The sequence below is a fragment of the Pseudoalteromonas sp. MB47 genome (assembly GCF_011319765.1).
Lineage (GTDB): Bacteria > Pseudomonadota > Gammaproteobacteria > Enterobacterales > Alteromonadaceae > Pseudoalteromonas > Pseudoalteromonas simplex.
Genome location: NZ_VFBD01000031.1, coordinates 389,726 through 406,054, shown reverse-complemented (window position 1 = coordinate 406,054; position 16,329 = coordinate 389,726). Strand labels below are relative to the sequence as shown.

12 protein-coding genes are annotated in these 16,329 nt (G+C 41.9%); 9 read left to right on the top strand and 3 right to left on the bottom strand.

Going from position 1 to position 16,329, the window contains the following annotated elements:
• Together recO and pdxJ are read left to right on the top strand one after the other, a co-directional pair.
• Positions 1-687, top strand: coding sequence for a DNA repair protein RecO (recO, locus tag IMPJCBKJ_RS20070; protein ID WP_138600276.1), 687 nt, complete (start codon positions 1-3; stop codon positions 685-687).
• 43 nt (positions 688-730) lie between these two features.
• Positions 731-1,462, top strand: a complete 732-nt coding sequence (gene pdxJ, locus IMPJCBKJ_RS20065; RefSeq protein WP_054554340.1) for a pyridoxine 5'-phosphate synthase — start codon at positions 731-733, stop codon at positions 1,460-1,462.
• 70 nt (positions 1,463-1,532) lie between these two features.
• Here the strand turns inward: pdxJ and IMPJCBKJ_RS20060 are convergent, their stop codons facing one another.
• A complete protein-coding gene (locus tag IMPJCBKJ_RS20060; RefSeq protein WP_166341790.1) occupies positions 1,533-1,859 on the bottom strand; it encodes a hypothetical protein in 327 nt (108 codons plus the stop codon).
• 28 nt (positions 1,860-1,887) lie between these two features.
• The gene (gene barA / locus IMPJCBKJ_RS20055; protein WP_138600321.1) at positions 1,888-4,656 is read right to left on the bottom strand and encodes a two-component sensor histidine kinase BarA; all 2,769 of its coding nucleotides are present in this window, start codon (positions 4,654-4,656) and stop codon (positions 1,888-1,890) included.
• An 80-nt stretch (positions 4,657-4,736) separates the two neighbouring features.
• Between barA and rlmD the strand changes: the two genes are divergently transcribed.
• The 5 genes from rlmD (at position 4,737) to eno (ending at position 12,220) form a co-directional block, all read left to right on the top strand.
• Positions 4,737-6,062 (top strand): 23S rRNA (uracil(1939)-C(5))-methyltransferase RlmD, encoded by a 1,326-nt coding sequence (gene rlmD, locus IMPJCBKJ_RS20050; RefSeq protein ID WP_166341788.1) that lies wholly within the window; start codon positions 4,737-4,739, stop codon positions 6,060-6,062.
• Between the two features lie 7 nt (positions 6,063-6,069).
• Positions 6,070-8,229: a GTP diphosphokinase gene (gene relA / locus IMPJCBKJ_RS20045; RefSeq protein WP_054554344.1), complete on the top strand. Its 2,160-nt coding sequence runs from the start codon at positions 6,070-6,072 to the stop codon at positions 8,227-8,229.
• Positions 8,229-9,029, top strand: a complete 801-nt coding sequence (gene mazG, locus IMPJCBKJ_RS20040; RefSeq protein ID WP_166341786.1) for a nucleoside triphosphate pyrophosphohydrolase — start codon at positions 8,229-8,231, stop codon at positions 9,027-9,029. Before relA ends, mazG begins: the two co-directional genes overlap by 1 nt.
• 157 nt (positions 9,030-9,186) lie before the next feature.
• Complete coding sequence (locus tag IMPJCBKJ_RS20035; RefSeq protein WP_054554346.1) at positions 9,187-10,821, top strand: CTP synthase; 1,635 nt, start codon at positions 9,187-9,189, stop codon at positions 10,819-10,821.
• 100 nt (positions 10,822-10,921) lie between these two features.
• Complete coding sequence (gene eno, locus IMPJCBKJ_RS20030; protein ID WP_062566760.1) at positions 10,922-12,220, top strand: phosphopyruvate hydratase; 1,299 nt, start codon at positions 10,922-10,924, stop codon at positions 12,218-12,220.
• Between the two features lie 50 nt (positions 12,221-12,270).
• Here eno and mutH read toward each other — a convergent pair whose 3' ends face one another.
• Positions 12,271-12,942, bottom strand: a complete 672-nt coding sequence (mutH, locus tag IMPJCBKJ_RS20025) for a DNA mismatch repair endonuclease MutH (RefSeq protein WP_054554349.1) — start codon at positions 12,940-12,942, stop codon at positions 12,271-12,273.
• Positions 12,943-13,482: 540 nt separating this feature from the next.
• Between mutH and rppH the strand changes: the two genes are divergently transcribed.
• Positions 13,483-14,001 carry an RNA pyrophosphohydrolase gene (gene rppH, locus IMPJCBKJ_RS20020; RefSeq protein ID WP_054554350.1) on the top strand — a complete coding sequence of 173 codons (519 nt, stop codon included), beginning with the start codon at positions 13,483-13,485 and terminating at the stop codon, positions 13,999-14,001.
• A gap of 33 nt (positions 14,002-14,034) precedes the next feature.
• Positions 14,035-16,311 carry a phosphoenolpyruvate--protein phosphotransferase gene (gene ptsP, locus IMPJCBKJ_RS20015; RefSeq protein ID WP_166341784.1) on the top strand — a complete coding sequence of 759 codons (2,277 nt, stop codon included), beginning with the start codon at positions 14,035-14,037 and terminating at the stop codon, positions 16,309-16,311.
• Positions 16,312-16,329: the final 18 nt, after the last annotated feature.

The window sequence follows — 16,329 nt, the reverse complement described above, 5'->3', positions numbered from 1 at the left end:
ATGGATAGCGAATTCTACACAGCATACTTGCTGCACCGACGTCCATTTAGCGACTCGCAAGTCATGCTCGATATGCTGGTAGAAGGCGTAGGTCAGCTGAGAATGCTGGCCCGTGTTAGTGGTCGCCAGGCCACTAAACATAAAGCACAATTACAACCTTTCCAATCTCTGCTCGTACAATATAACGGCAAGTCTGATTTAAAATACATTAATCGTTTTGAACCCCATGGCCGGCAAACTATGTTGCAGGGTACCGAGCTTTATTGCGGCTTCTATATGAACGAATTAACCAATCGTATCGTACCTATCAATGAGCCGATGGAAAGTGTTTATCATCTTTATAAACAGCATCTAGGTGAATTATCAACCACTAAAAACCTGCAAGCGGTGCTTCGCTCTTATGAGTTTCAGTTACTTGAAATGCTTGGTTATGGCGTTGATTTTAGTGTTGATGCCGAAGGTGATGAAATTATCGATGCAGCAAATTACCAGTACTTTGCTGAATACGGTTTTTTACTGCATGACGACCCCCATAGTGGTTTTTCAGGAAAGCAATTAAATGCCATAGCAGCTCATGACTTTAGCGCCCCTGATGTGTTATATATGGCAAAGCAATTAAGTCGATACTTACTCAAGCCTTTACTTGGTAAAAAGCCATTAAAAAGCCGTGAGTTATTTATTAAGTAGGCTGATGTTCAGCCTTGAATCGTTGTTTTAAACAGGTAAAAAAATGAAAGATATTCTTCTTGGTGTAAACGTTGATCACATTGCCACTTTACGCCAAGCGCGTGGCACGAGTTACCCAGATCCTGCGCATGCTGCAGCTGTTGCAGAGCATGCTGGTGCAGATGGTATCACCATTCATTTGCGTGAAGACCGTCGTCATATTCAAGACCGCGACGTGTATGTGATGGCAAAAACGATTCAAACACGTATGAATCTTGAAATTGCAGTGACCGATGAAATGATCGACATCGCCCTTGAAGTGAAACCTGCTTATGTTTGTTTAGTGCCTGAAAAGCGTGAAGAGCTCACCACAGAGGGTGGTCTTGATGTTGTGGGTAATTTTGAAAAAGTAAAAGCAGCAACAGAAAAGCTAACAGCAGCAGGAATTAAGGTCTCGTTATTCATAGATGCCGACAACGCACAACTTGACGCTGCAAAAGCGTGTAATGCTCCATACGTTGAAATTCACACCGGTGCTTATGCTGATGCTGAAAATGACGAAGAGCTTCACACTGAGCTTGAGCGTATTCGTAGCGGTGTACAATATGCCGATAGCCTAGGTTTAATCGTTAATGCCGGTCATGGTCTTCATTACCACAATGTAAAACCCATTGCGGCAATGCCAGAAATTTATGAGTTAAACATTGGTCATGCGATTATTGCCCGTGCAGCGATTGATGGTTTAGAAAAAGCAGTCAGCGATATGAAACGTTTAATGATTGAAGCAAGACTTTAAGCTGACGCCTTTAATAAGAGCCAGCAAATTTGAATACTGAGCGCGGTGGATGTGATATCCACCGCGTTTTTTATTTACTCAGATAAACAATAAATTGTGCAAGCAATGAAGATAGCCAAGGGGAAAGGCAGAGTAGGACCACTAAATATTGATGCTTTTTCTTAAAGCTTTTCAAAACATCATCATCTTCGGCCGACAATTCACCTTTCTTAATTGAATGAATAACCATTGAGTCAGGTTTTACTTTCATTAAGCGGGCTTTATTCTCGTATGCTTGCCACTGTTCAGTGTAATTAGTTTTTACGTATTCGTTTGCTATCACACACAGCTTTTTAGAACTGAGTATGAACCAAAAGAACGATAATGATGTAAAAAACAAAAATAAAATAAAAAACATTAATCTTCCTTGATATCCTTCATAACTTTTAACGTTGCTGCTCAAGCATTCCAGCATCGCTCAACAAATTATTTAGCTCATCAACAAGCTCAAACAATTCAGGCTCAATGTAATTTAAATCGCAATCACCTTTTAGTGCTGTCTCGAGTGTTTCGGCGAGGGATTTAAGTTTTGGCACACCAGTGTAACAACATGCGCCATGGAACTTGTGCACAATGCTAAGCACATGTTCACAATCTTCTTTTTCTATAGCTTCATTGAGCAGACGCAAGGTTTCCGGCACGCTGAGTAATAACATATTGAGCATTTCTAGTGCTAGCTCTTCTTTACCGCCAGCACGTTGTAGTGCTAACTGCCAATCTAAGCGGGCACTTTCAAATGGAGGCTCTGAATTAATTGCCGGAACTTTGTTGCGTTCGCGGTTAATCGGTGATTGTGGACTATGATCGCTAATTATCTGCTTTAGCATATCTTCATCAATAGGTTTGGTTAAATAGCCTTTAAAACCATCCTTAAGTAGCTGTTCTTTTTCACCCGCTAGGGCGTGAGCGGTTACAGCAATGATAGGGGTATCTTCATTAAGAGATGACTCGCGAATAAGTTTACATGCGGTAATACCATCCATAATTGGCATTTGGATGTCCATGAAGATTAAGTCATATTTGTGGCTTTTACTTAAGCTGTAAGCTTGTGAACCGTTGTGTGCGGTATCTATCAGTTCTATTTGTTCATCAAGCAAGGTGCAAATAAGTTTAAGGTTGGCATCGTTATCGTCTACAACCAGTACTTTTAGCGGTAATAGTTTTTCATCGCCTTGTTCAATGTTATGTACAGGGTGATCAAGGCGATAAGGTGCAGCAAGCACTTCGCATAATTTACGGTGGTTAAGTGGTTTGCTTAAGCACGCATCTGCTCCGCTGCCAATAAAGGCTTCGCGCATATTATGCGAAACTGTATTGAGCATAAGGTAAAGATAGTCAGTGACAGGGCGAACGGCTTTTACATAACTCTTGAGCTGTTGCATATCATCAATTGCAGCTGTATGACCGATAATACAAATATCGTAACTGAAGTCTTTGTTAATCTCAGCTAAGAAACTTTCTTCATCTAAGCAGGCAGTTACTCGTGCTTGCCACTCATTGAGCAATGACAGAGTCGCTTGGTGTGTATGCTCGTGAGGTTCAAGGTAAAGAATACGCTTATTAATTAATGATTGAGTCGGTAAGTCACTGGTAATTGAGTTACTTGGCGTTCTGAATACGGCATTGAACGTAAAGCAGGTACCATTACCAGGTGCTGAGTTTAGGGTGATGCGGCCATTCATCGCTTCAACAATATGCTTAGTGATGATTAACCCAAGACCTGTGCCACCAAATTTACGGGTGATACTAGAGTCTGCTTGGCCAAATGGGGTAAATAACGCATCTTGTTTATCCATTGGGATGCCTACACCAGTGTCGGTGACAGACACTAAAATAGAGGCGCGTTCTTCATCTAATAAGCGATAGCCAACATCAACTTTGATTGAGCCTTTTTCAGTAAACTTAATGGCATTACTTAACAGGTTGATTAAAATTTGTTTAAAGCGGGTCGGGTCGCCAGTTAAGTTGTCGGGTACTTGTGGGTGGATAAATATCGATAGTTCAAGTTGTTTTTCGTGAGCACTTGGTGCCAACAAAGTCATAACTTCATTAATATTGTCACGGAGCTGGAATTGCATTGACTCAAGTTCCATGGCTCCGGCTTCTAATTTCGAAAAGTCTAAAATATCGCTGATAATTGTTAGTAGGCTATTTGCCGACAGCTCAATGGTATCAAGATAATCTTTTTGATGCTTATTCAGCGGAGTCTTATAAAGCTGGCGTGTAAAACCAATTACACCATTCAAAGGTGTGCGTAATTCGTGACTCATTTTAGCTAAAAAGTCTGATTTTACTCGGTTCGCATCTTGCGCGTCTTTTTTAGCAATACTTAACTGAATATTTTGGGTTTCGTATTGTTCGAGTGTTTCGCGGTAATCAGAGGTTGCTTGGTCAATGTGCTTTTGCATCTCATCACGTTGCACGACCATGGTTTCTGCAATGGTATTTAAACCTGTGCGTAATAACTCAAACTCACCAAACATTTTTTGATCAAGTCCAGTGTCTACTTTACCTTCAATAAGCTTGTCGGTAGCTAGTACTAACTTATTAAGAGGCTGAATAAACATGCGAGTTAGTCTAAACGCTAATACGATAGCAAGTATGAGCGCGAGTAATATCACTACGCCACTGACCAATAATGCTCGTTGCTGGCCAATAATGGCTTGTTGTTTGTTAAGCATGATCACCACAGTACCAAGTGATGCTTGATAGCTGTGATGATTCCAAATCGTGTCTTGGCGGCTATGATTAATTATGGCAGTGGAGAATGTTAAATAGTGCTCAGAATTTTGTACTTGGATGCCATCCATGTTGTTTGCATTGCTGCTAACAATTTCTTTGAACTCACTTTGGTATTTACTAAAAATCACTAACTCATTGTTTTCATCAAAAATAGCAATTGATTGGATAGCAGGGGAGTGTTTGTTGTGCGTATGACTAACTAAGCGAGTTAATAAGGCTTTATCACGCTTTAATAGCGGTTGCTCAACAGCAATGGCGAGGGGCTCAATAATAGTCACGCCCTGTTGATACAAAATTTCATCGAGCTCAATGTAACGATTTATTGTAAAATAACCGCCCAGCAACAAGCCTATGATCACAGTCGGTATAAGTGTAAGGGTTAAGACTGAGTCACGTAAGCCAAATTTAGTCATAAAGAATGTTGTTATCATTATTATCGTTGTTTAAGAGTATATACTTACTCCCGCTTTATCAATAATTAAGGTGTTGCCCAATGGCACAGATTTTCAAAGCCAAAAAGAAATCCGTTTCGCAAAAAATGCTAACCCTGAATGTCACTGCTATGGATCACCAAGGACGGGGAGTTGCTAAGCAGGGAAATAAAGTCTGTTTTGTTAATGGTGCTTTGCCGGGTGAAGAAGTAAAGGCATTATTGATTGAAGATAAGGCACGCTTTGCCAGTGCTGATTGTAAAAAAGTGCTATCAGCCTCAGCGCATAGGGTTACTCCTTTTTGCCAGCATTATCAGGTTTGTGGTGGTTGTCAGCTACAGCACCTTGATGCAGAGCAGCAATTGGTTGAGAAGCAAGCGGCGGTGAGTCAGCTGTTTAGCAAGTTTGCCAAAGCTGATAACTTAAATTGGCAAGCACCTCTGCTTAGTGAAGAGCACCATTATCGTCGCTCTGCGCGCATTGCCGTAATGCACGACAAAGCCGCAAAGAAAATGCGAGTAGGGTATCGGGCTCAAGGTTCTAAACAATTAGTGAGCATAGAAAACTGTGATGTGCTGAGCGGCACTTTTAAAGACGTTTTTTCAGTTTTTGATGTTCTTATCAACAGCCATTCAGGTCTGAGTAGCATTAGTCACTTACAATTATGTGAAGCTGATAACGCGGCCTTTGTGGTTATTAGGCATACCAAAGCCATTAACGCAGAGTTAAAAGCTATTGTAGTCGCAGCGTGTGATGAATATAGCTGGCGTGTTGTGTGGCAGTCACACAGTGGCGAAATTGATCACAGTGACCATCCAATGCCGTACTACCAGATACCGGCTTATGATTTACGCTTTGAGTTTGGCCTTGAAAACTTTATTCAAGTTAACCCGCAAGTAAACCAAGCTATGCTGCATCAAGCAAAACAGTGGCTTGATTTACAAGGTCATGAGCAGGTATTGGATTTGTTTTGTGGCATTGGTAACTTTTCATTATTGATTGCAAAGTATGCTAAATATGTTATTGGTGTTGAAGGGGTCGATTCTGCGGTTGCATTAGCAAAACAAAATGCGCAAACTAACTCATTGTCGAATACCGATTTTTATTGTTTTGATTTAACAAAATCACTGCAATCAGCTGCTTGGTTTAGTGCCGAACTTGACGTGTTAGTACTTGATCCATCACGTACTGGTGCAATGGCTATTTTAGAGCAGTTACCACTTACTCAGTTTAAAACGATTTTATACGTCTCTTGTGATCCTGTTACTTTAGCCCGTGACAGTGCAATTATTTTACAAGCAGGCTTTAGCATTGAAAAAATTGGGCTTATGAATATGTTCCCGCATACCGGGCATATTGAAACGATGGCGTTATTTCACAGGAGGTAAAGCGCACATGGTAGCTACTAGACAGTCACATCAGCTAACTAAGCCGAGTGATTTTGCCAGCCGTATCGAGCTGTTAGCGCTAACAGAAGACAAACATACCTTATTAGAGCAGGCTCACCAACTGTGCCTGCATTGCGATGATGCAAAACGTGAAAACACAGCCATTGAAATGGTGGAAATTTTAGCTGAGCTAAATTTAGACGCAGATTCCCTTGCTACTGCTTTTTTAACGCCTTATTTTTTAGCTGAAAAAATCTCGATAGAGACAGTCACTGAAAAGCTGGGTAACCACGTTGCATTATTACTAACAGGCGTAAGCCAAATGGCGACCATCAGTACCTTAGCCCACCAAGGGAAAGGCACTGTACAAATTGATAATATCCGCCGCATGTTATTAGCCATGGTTGAAGATGTGCGGGCTGTAGTGATTAAACTGGCAGAGCAAGTGTGCCACTTGCGTGATGTTAAAGACGCCAGTGAAGAAGAGCGCGTTATTGCCGCTAAAGAAACTCGCGACATTTTTGCCCCCCTTGCTAACCGTTTAGGGATTGGCCAGCTTAAGTGGGAACTTGAAGACCTGTCGTTCCGTTATCTGCATCCAGATACCTATAAAAATATCGCTAAACAGCTAGATGATAAGCGCCTTGCCCGTGAAGCTTACATGGAGAACATGGTTGCTTTAGTTAAAGCACGCTTGGCTGAGGCGGGTATTGAAGGTGAGGTGTATGGTCGCCCTAAGCATATCTACAGCATCTACAAAAAAATGGCACAGAAGAACTATGAGTTCGACCAGCTTTTTGACATTCGCGCTATGCGCATAGTGGTAGAGCGTCTGCAAGATTGTTACGCGGCGTTAGGTATCGTTCATACTAACTGGCGCCATTTAAATAAAGAATTTGATGATTACATCGCAACACCTAAACAAAACGGTTATCAGTCAATCCATACCGTGGTATTTGGCCCTGAAGGTAAAACCGTTGAAATTCAAATTCGTACGAGCGAAATGCATCAAGATGCTGAGTTAGGTGTCGCTGCGCATTGGATGTACAAAGAAGGTGCATTGCCAGGACGTGGGTCGGGCTACGAGCAAAAAATTAGTTGGTTACGTAAGTTACTGCAATGGCAAGAAGAAGTCGTTGATGGTAGTGATCTTGCGGAAGAGCTTAAAAACCAAGTAGTAGAAGACCGTGTTTATGTGTTTACGCCTAAGGGTGATATTTTCGATTTACCGCTGGGTGCAACACCACTTGATTTTGCTTATTACATTCACTCAAACGTAGGGCATCGCTGTATTGGTGCAAAAGTGTTCGGCAAAATCGTACCCTTTACTCATCAATTAAGTACCGGTGATCAGGTTGAAATTTTAACTCAAAAGCAGCCTAATCCAAGTCGTGATTGGTTAAACCCATCGCTTGGTTATATTAAGTCATCACGAGCTCGTTCTAAAATCCATCATTGGTTTAAGCAGCTTGATCGCGATAAAAACTTAAGTGCCGGTAAAGAGATTCTTGAAACTGAGCTGCAAAAGCTGGATTTATCGACCAAAGATCTAGCGCCAGCAATTGAGCGTTTTAACCTTAAAGGCCTTGACGACCTTATGGTTGCGGTAGGTGCTGGGGATGTTCGCTTAAACCAGTTATTAAACTTTATTAGTGACCGTGAGCATGACGAACCACAAATTAAGTTTAAAAAACCAAAAAGTGTCACTGGCGATAAGAACGGTATTGTTGTTGATGGGGTAGGTAGCTTAATGAGCCATGTTGCTAAATGCTGCCGACCCGTGCCGGGTGATGAAATCATCGGCTACATTACGCAAGGCCGAGGGATTGCAGTTCACCGAGAGGATTGTGATTCGTTTGAGAAACTTCGCCAGAAGCATCCTGAGCGGGTGATATCAGTAAGTTGGTCAGACGACATTAATGGCTCTTACTCATTAACGATTAAAGTTGAAGCCACTGACCGCTCAGGTCTTATTCGAGATATCAGCTCAGTGCTTGCAAACGAAAAAGTGAATGTGCTGAACATGAACGTCAACACAATTGAAGATAAGCAACTTGCGCTGTTTTCAATGCAGGTTGAAGTACATGACTTATCAAGCACCAACCGCTTATTGTCTAAGTTACACCAAATCGAAGGTGTACATGATGCAAAGCGTGGTCACTCGTAATGGATGATAAACAGGCAATTGAGCAGTCGCTTGCAATTATGGCTAAACTACGGGACCCAGAATCTGGGTGCCCGTGGGATTTAAAACAAGACTTTAAATCGATTGTACCGCATACCCTTGAAGAAGCTTACGAAGTAGCAGACTGCATTGAAAAAGGTGAACTCACTGAGCTTAAAAGTGAGCTTGGCGATTTACTTTTTCAAGTTATTTTTTATGCTCAACTTGCTAAAGAGCAGGGCTTATTTGATTTTGCCGATGTGGCTAATACGCTTAATGATAAATTAGTTCGTCGTCATCCCCATGTCTTTGCAAAGCAAAGTGAGCTGTCGGACGCTGAGCTTTCAGCGCAGTGGCAAGCTATTAAAGCACAAGAGCGAGCAGAAAAAACCGCCTCTCCACAAATGAGTTTATGGCAAGATATTCCTGATGCGATGCCGGGCTTATCAAAAGCGAAGAAGATTCAACAGCGCGTAGCAAGCCTAGGGTTTGATTGGCCAAGTTATCATGGGGCACTCGATAAAGTTGCTGAAGAAGTAGACGAAGTTAAAGAAGCATTGGCTCATGATCCATACTCAGAGCACAGTGCAGAAGAGCTTGGCGATTTACTGTTTGCAACGGTAAATGTAGCCCGTCATATTAAACGTGACCCTGAGCAATTATTACGAAGTGCCAATGCTAAGTTCGCGTCACGCTTTGAAAAAGTGGCTGCTTACTTAGGTGAACGTGGTCAAAGTTTAGAGACGGCTAGCCTCGAAGAAATGGACAACGCATGGGAAGCCATTAAAAAGCAGGCAAACTAAGTAAGTTATGATACGGCTTGGGTACAGCGTAACCAAGCTCGTTTTTTGTGCACTTATTTGCTAATTTTATCTGGATTGATAGCAGTCCCTTTGCTACAATATCGCCCCGTCTTGATTCTATATTATTCCTTTTAATTCCTGATATTCTAGGGTTCGCATGAGTACAAAATTTATCTTCGTAACTGGCGGGGTTGTTTCTTCGTTGGGTAAGGGTATTGCAGCAGCGTCATTAGCCGCTATTTTAGAAGCACGTGGTCTTAACGTGACTATTTTAAAGCTGGATCCTTACATTAACGTTGACCCAGGCACTATGAGCCCAATTCAGCACGGTGAAGTATTTGTAACTGAAGACGGTGCAGAGACTGACCTTGACTTAGGTCACTATGAGCGTTTCATCCGTACCAAGATGACTAGCCGCAACAACTTCACACAAGGTCGTGTTTATGAAGATGTATTACGACGTGAGCGTCGTGGTGAGTACCTTGGTGCAACAATTCAGGTTATTCCACACATCACAAACGACATTAAGCAACGTGTATACGACGGTGCTGAAGGTCGCGATGTAGCAATCGTTGAAATTGGCGGTACTGTTGGTGACATCGAGTCACAACCATTCTTAGAAGCAATTCGTCAGCTTGGCACTGAAATTGGCCGTGAGCGCGCATTGTTTATCCACCTAACGCTAGTGCCATTCTTAGGCCCTGCAGGTGAAGTTAAAACTAAGCCAACACAACATTCAGTAAAAGAATTACGTTCGATTGGTATCCAACCTGATATCTTGATCTGTCGTTCTGATCGTAAATTACCAAATAACGAGCGCGCGAAGATTGCACTTTTCACAAACGTTGAAGAGAAAGCCGTTATTTCATTACCAGACGTAGAAAGCATCTATAAGATCCCTGCGTTACTTAAGTCACAAGAATTAGATAACTTCGTATGTCGTCGTTTCTACCTTGAGTGCCCAGAAGCAGATTTATCTGAGTGGGAACAAGTGTTATATCAAGAGTCTAACCCGACAGGTGAAGTGACAATTGGTATGGTTGGTAAGTACATCGAACTACCAGATGCATATAAATCAGTAAACGAAGCATTAAAGCATGCAGGTCTGAAAAACCGTTTAACTGTGAACATCGAATATGTTGATTCACAAGACTTAGAAAGCAAAGGTACTGAGTTATTATCTCACCTTGATGCTATCTTAGTACCAGGTGGCTTCGGCGGCCGTGGTGTTGAAGGTAAGATCTTAGCGGCTAAATATGCACGTGAAAACAAAGTTCCTTACTTAGGCATTTGTTTAGGTATGCAAGTAGCGCTTATTGAATATGCGCGTAACGTTGCAGGCCTTGAAGATGCAAACTCAACTGAGTTTAACGCAAACTCTGCGCACCCAGTTGTTGGTTTAATCACAGAGTGGCAAGATGCTGACGGTAACGTTGAAATCCGTGATGAGCAATCTGACCTTGGTGGCACTATGCGTTTAGGTGCACAGAAGTGTCACTTAACACCAGGTTCAAAAGTAAGCGAAGTATACGGAAGTGACGAAATAGTTGAACGTCACCGTCACCGTTATGAAGTGAATAACCACTTTGTAGAGCAGCTTGAAAAAGCTGGCTTAAGTTTCACTGGTTTATCTGAAGATAAGAAACTAGTCGAAATCATCGAGAATAAAGATCACCCTTGGTTTATTGCCGCGCAATTCCATCCGGAATTTACGTCAACGCCACGTGATGGTCACCCGCTGTTTGAAGGGTTTGTTGCAGCTGCACACACTCACCAAAAAGCGTCATCGTAATTTAAATAGGCCGTGCTATATGCACGGCTTATTTGTTTTAAAAAGCCAGCAACAATAAAGCTGGCACTAACTCACCATTTTCGGGAAAAGAGGAATCAAGATGTCAGAAATCGTAAAAGTGATTGGTCGCGAAATCATGGACTCGCGTGGTAACCCAACTGTTGAAGCTGATGTACATTTAGCTGATGGTTCATGGGGCCGTGCTGCAGCACCTTCTGGTGCATCAACAGGTACTCGCGAAGCGCTTGAATTACGTGATGGTGATAAAGCACGTTACCTAGGTAAAGGTGTTTTAAAAGCAGTAGGCTATATCAATAACGAAATCGCTGAAGCGCTTAAAGGTCAAAACGCAGTGGATCAAAAAGCGGTTGACCAAGTAATGCTTGACTTAGATGGTACTGAAAACAAAGAAAAACTAGGTGCAAATGCTATCTTAGCTGTGTCTTTAGCAACAGCTAAAGCGGCTGCTAACTCTAAAGGCGTTGAGCTTTATGAGCACATTGCAGACTTAAACGGCACACCAGGTGTTTACTCAATGCCATTACCTATGATGAACATCATCAACGGTGGTGAGCACGCTGATAACTCTGTTGATATTCAAGAGTTCATGATCCAGCCAGTTGGCGCTACAAACTTCCGTGAAGCGTTACGCATGGGCGCTGAAGTTTTCCACAGCCTAGCAAAAGTACTTAAAGCTGAAGGTCACTCTACATCAGTAGGTGATGAAGGTGGTTTTGCTCCTAACCTTGAATCAAACGAAGCGGCACTTGCTGCAATCAAGGTCGCTGTTGCAAATGCAGGTTATGAGCTTGGTAAAGATATCACTCTAGCTCTAGACTGTGCGGCATCTGAGTTCTACGACAAAGAAGCGAATATCTACGATCTTAAAGGCGAAGGTAAAAAATTCACTTCTGAAGAATTCAACCACTTCCTTAAAGGCCTTACAGAGCAATACCCAATTGTTTCAATTGAAGACGGCTTAGATGAGTCTGATTGGGATGGTTTCGCACACCAAACACAACTAATTGGCGACAAAGTACAATTAGTAGGTGATGATCTTTTCGTAACTAACACAAAGATCTTAAAGCGTGGTATTGATAACGGTATTGCTAACTCAATCCTAATCAAGTTCAACCAAATCGGTTCATTAACTGAAACGCTTGCTGCTATCAAAATGGCTAAAGACGCTGGCTTCACAGCTGTTATCTCACACCGTTCAGGTGAAACTGAAGATGCGACAATTGCTGATTTAGCAGTAGGTACTGCAGCGGGTCAAATCAAAACGGGTTCATTAAGCCGTTCTGACCGTATTGCTAAGTACAACCAATTACTTCGCATTGAAGAAGTATTAGGTGAGAAAGCACCTTACAATGGTCTTAAAGAGGTTAAAGGTCAGTAATCTGGCTTTTAGCTCATCAAGACCTTAAAAACCTTCTTCGGGAGGTTTTTTTATAGCTGAAATTGTTGTTTTAGGATCTCGCCGGTAAAGCTGGTTTTTAGATAAAAGCCGCGAGGTAAGGTTTGTACTATCTGGCCATTCGGGCCAATTGCATCAGTCAGTGCTTTGCTATTGGCTGCTTTTGGCCTTATTTGCATTACATCACCTAAATGACCCGAAATTTCATCTACGCGCCCAAGGGCGATTAGCTCCATTTGTTCTTCCCAATCACGCTGTAAAAGGGCATCTTGCTCTGCACTTGGCTGCCATAAAAAGCCACTGCCTATGGTACGGTGAAAAGGCAGTATCTCACGTTCGCCTAAAATCGGTAGCCATAAAACATGATTCAACTTTTTACGAACCGTGCTTTGCTGCCAAGTCATTCCTGTAACATTTAATAGCGGCGTTACCGAAACAAAGGTTGTTTCGAGAGGTTTGCCTTTAAATGAAATCGGCAAGGTTTTTAGCTCAATACCTAACTCTTCAAAATCAGGTGTTGGTTTTGAACCTGCCGTTGCGCCAAGTACATATTCAATAAGTTGCCCGGTCCAGCCTTTTTCACGAAGTAAATCGTCAGGGGTTTTGAACTGATATTGCTCGGCTAGCTGCCCTAGGGTGAGGCCAGCAATAGCATCAACACGTTGCATTAATTCGTTTATAGAAGCGGGTTTTATAGGTCGCATAAGGCGTTTATTTGATTGTCTATTTATCCGGTTCATGATAGCAAATGCGCGCCTTAGTGGATATCTTTGTGTTTGGGTGTTTTTTGCGCACGTTAAGTGTGGGCTAAAAATAATCAGTTTTATTTTTCGGTGTCATAATCTAACTAATTGATATTTATCTATTTTGCTGTTTTTGTACAGTGTTTCTATTTCATTAATTAATCAGTTGTTTGTATAAATACAGATATATAAACATGTTTATCCACAGTTTCTGTGGAGAAAGTGGATATTTTAACTGTGTATTGTGGATTTGTTTGCAATTTAGGCATGATTTACAAAAGTTATGCACAAGCTGTGGGTAAGGTGATAAAAATACGGTTGTAAATAGTTATTTTAATCAAACAGCACATTTTTATGATAATTACTTCGTAACACCTTGATTAAACATGTTTGTTAAAAAATAATTTTTCAATCTAATTTAGGCTTAAGTGTAAAGTGTTTGCTGTATCGCAGGTTATGTGGAACAATCAATAAAAATCGACTTACAAATGAGGCACTAAGGTGATTGATGCCGAAGGTTTTCGTGCCAATGTCGGAATTGTAATTTGCAATAATCAGGGACAAGTATTTTGGGCTCGTCGCTATGGTCAACACTCTTGGCAATTTCCCCAAGGTGGTGTGGATGACGGCGAAACTGCTGAGCAAACCATGTACAGAGAATTACACGAAGAAGTGGGCTTGCTTCCTGAAGACGTTGAGATCGTCGCAAGTTCTAAACATTGGTTACGCTATAAATTACCCAAGCGTTTAATTCGCAGAGACTCAAGTCCTGTGTGCATTGGGCAAAAACAAAAATGGTTTTTACTGAAACTTCGTTGCAAAGATGAAGATGTAAATTTACTTAAAACTCATCACCCCGAGTTTGATGATTGGCGATGGGTGAGTTATTGGTATCCGGTTAGGCAAGTTGTTTCGTTTAAGCGCGATGTATATCGTCGAGTAATGAAAGAGTTTGCTCCGTTTGCAATGCCGTTTAATAAACGAGAGCAACACAAAGATCATTGGCGACATAAACGATAGGGGCAACCTTATTTAAATCAAAGGAGCAGCATCATGTTAGCCACGCTCAGATCAATTGCTGAGGCAGTGTCGCAACAGGCGGACTTAAACAGTGCGCTGGGGTGTTTTGTGCAAATGGTAAAAGATGCCATGCAAACACAGTGCTGCTCGATTTATTTTGCCGACTATAGCCAAGATAACTTTGTTTTGATGGCCACCCAAGGCCTCAACCCAGATGCCGTGGGTAAGTTCCGTATAGGTTTTACCGAAGGTCTCGTTGGCCTTGTTGCTCAGCGTGAAGAGCCCATTAATATAGCTTTTGCTAAATCTCACCCTCGTTTTAAACTCTCACCTGAAGTTAATGAAGAAGGCTACAACGCGTTTTTATCAGTGCCAGTCGTGCATCAGAAAAAGGTTTTAGGCGTTATTGTTGTTCAACAAAAACTAGCCCGTGTTTTTAGCCCTGACGAAGAGTCATTCTTAATTACGCTCTCGGCCCAGCTAGCTTCTCAGTTAGCGCATGCAGAAATAAAAGAAATATTACGCGTCGATGAGTTTTCACACCAAACCTCAGTATTAAAAGGGGTATCAAGTGCGCCGGGTATTGCCATAGGCGAAGCCTTTGTAGTGATCCCTAAACTTGACTTTAGCTCTATAGAACTGCAAAAAGACGACGATGTGAGCACCCAGCGCAAGCTATTTACACAAGCGGTTGCTGCAACGCGTAACGAGTTTAATACCTTATCTATGACACTGAGTGACTCCATTCCACAAGAGGCACTTGCTGTATTTGATGTTTATCAGCAGTTACTCGATGCAAAGAGTCTTGGTCAAAATGTTGAAGCGCAATTAAAACAAGGATGGAATGCTAAAAGCGCCCTAAAAATTGTAATTGAGAAATTGGTGACTCAATTCAATGCCATGCAAGATCCTTATATTAAAGAGCGTGCTGTTGACGTTAAAGATATTGGTTTACGGGTTTTACATCACTTAGTTAATACTGAGCATGCGGCAAAACCTTACCCTAAAGACACTATTTTAATTGCCGGTACATTAACCCCCGCAATGCTTGCTGAAGTACCTAAAGGGCACCTTGCTGGGGTTGTGAGTGTTAATGGTGCGGCAAATAGCCATGCTTCTATATTAACTCGTGCTATGGGGATCCCTGCTATTTGGGGCATTGAAGATGTGCCGTTATTGCAGTTTGAAGGCAAGCAAATGATTTTAGACGCCTATGCAGGGCGTTTATATATTTCTCCTTCACAAATGCTGCAAGAGGAATACAGCCAGCTTAAATATCAAGAAGCCTTATTGAACGACCGTTTTGTTGCAGAGCAAAACCTAGATGCCGTCACTAAAGATGGCGAACACATTAGCTTGTTACTAAACGCGGGTCTTGAATTAAATACCGAGCATGACAATAAGCCATTTTGCGATGGGGTAGGTCTTTATCGCACCGAAGCCTGGTTTATGCAAAAAGGCCAGTTTCCTTCACAGTCAGAACAAGAAAACTGGTATCGCGAAGTGCTCACTAGTTACCACCCTAATCCTGTGGTGATGCGTACACTCGATATCGGTGGTGATAAAGTTTTAGATTACTTCAATATAACCGAAGAAAACCCGTTTTTAGGTTGGCGTGGTATTCGCGTGACCTTAGATCATCCTGAGCTATTTTTAGATCAACTTAAGGCGATGTTAAAAGCCAACATTGGTTTGGGGAATTTAAAAATTATGCTGCCGATGATCAGTGGCTCAGAAGAAGTCGATGAATCTTTAAAGCTGCTCGAACAAGCCTATTTTGAGTTAAGTGAGCAATACCCCGAACAAGCCATTGAGCGCCCTGAAATCGGGGTGATGTTAGAAGTACCTTCAAGTGTATTTATGCTTGAAGAGTGGTCGCAAAAAGTCGATTTTTGCTCTGTAGGTAGCAACGATTTAACCCAGTATATGCTGGCAGTTGACCGCTCTAATGCCCGCGTTGCTGAGCTATTTAATCCTTATCACCCAAGTGTTCTTAGAGTGTTGTTAAAAATAGCACAGGAGTGTCAGCAACATGAGCTGCCATTTAGCTTGTGTGGTGAGTTAGGCGGCGACCCTGAAGGCGCATTACTGCTTATTGCAATGGGTTATCGAAGCTTGAGTATGAACTTTGCTTCGATTAGTAAAATTAAGTTTGTGCTTAGGCGATTAAATGTCAGTGATATGGAAAAGTTACTTGCTGAGTGTTTATTACAACCCACTGCAAAACATGTACTTAGGTTAACGCGTAACTTTATGATTGAACATCAACTCGGTGAGCTATTTTACACCCCAAGCCAAGGTCAAGCATGAGGGAAAATTGTGCTGTGA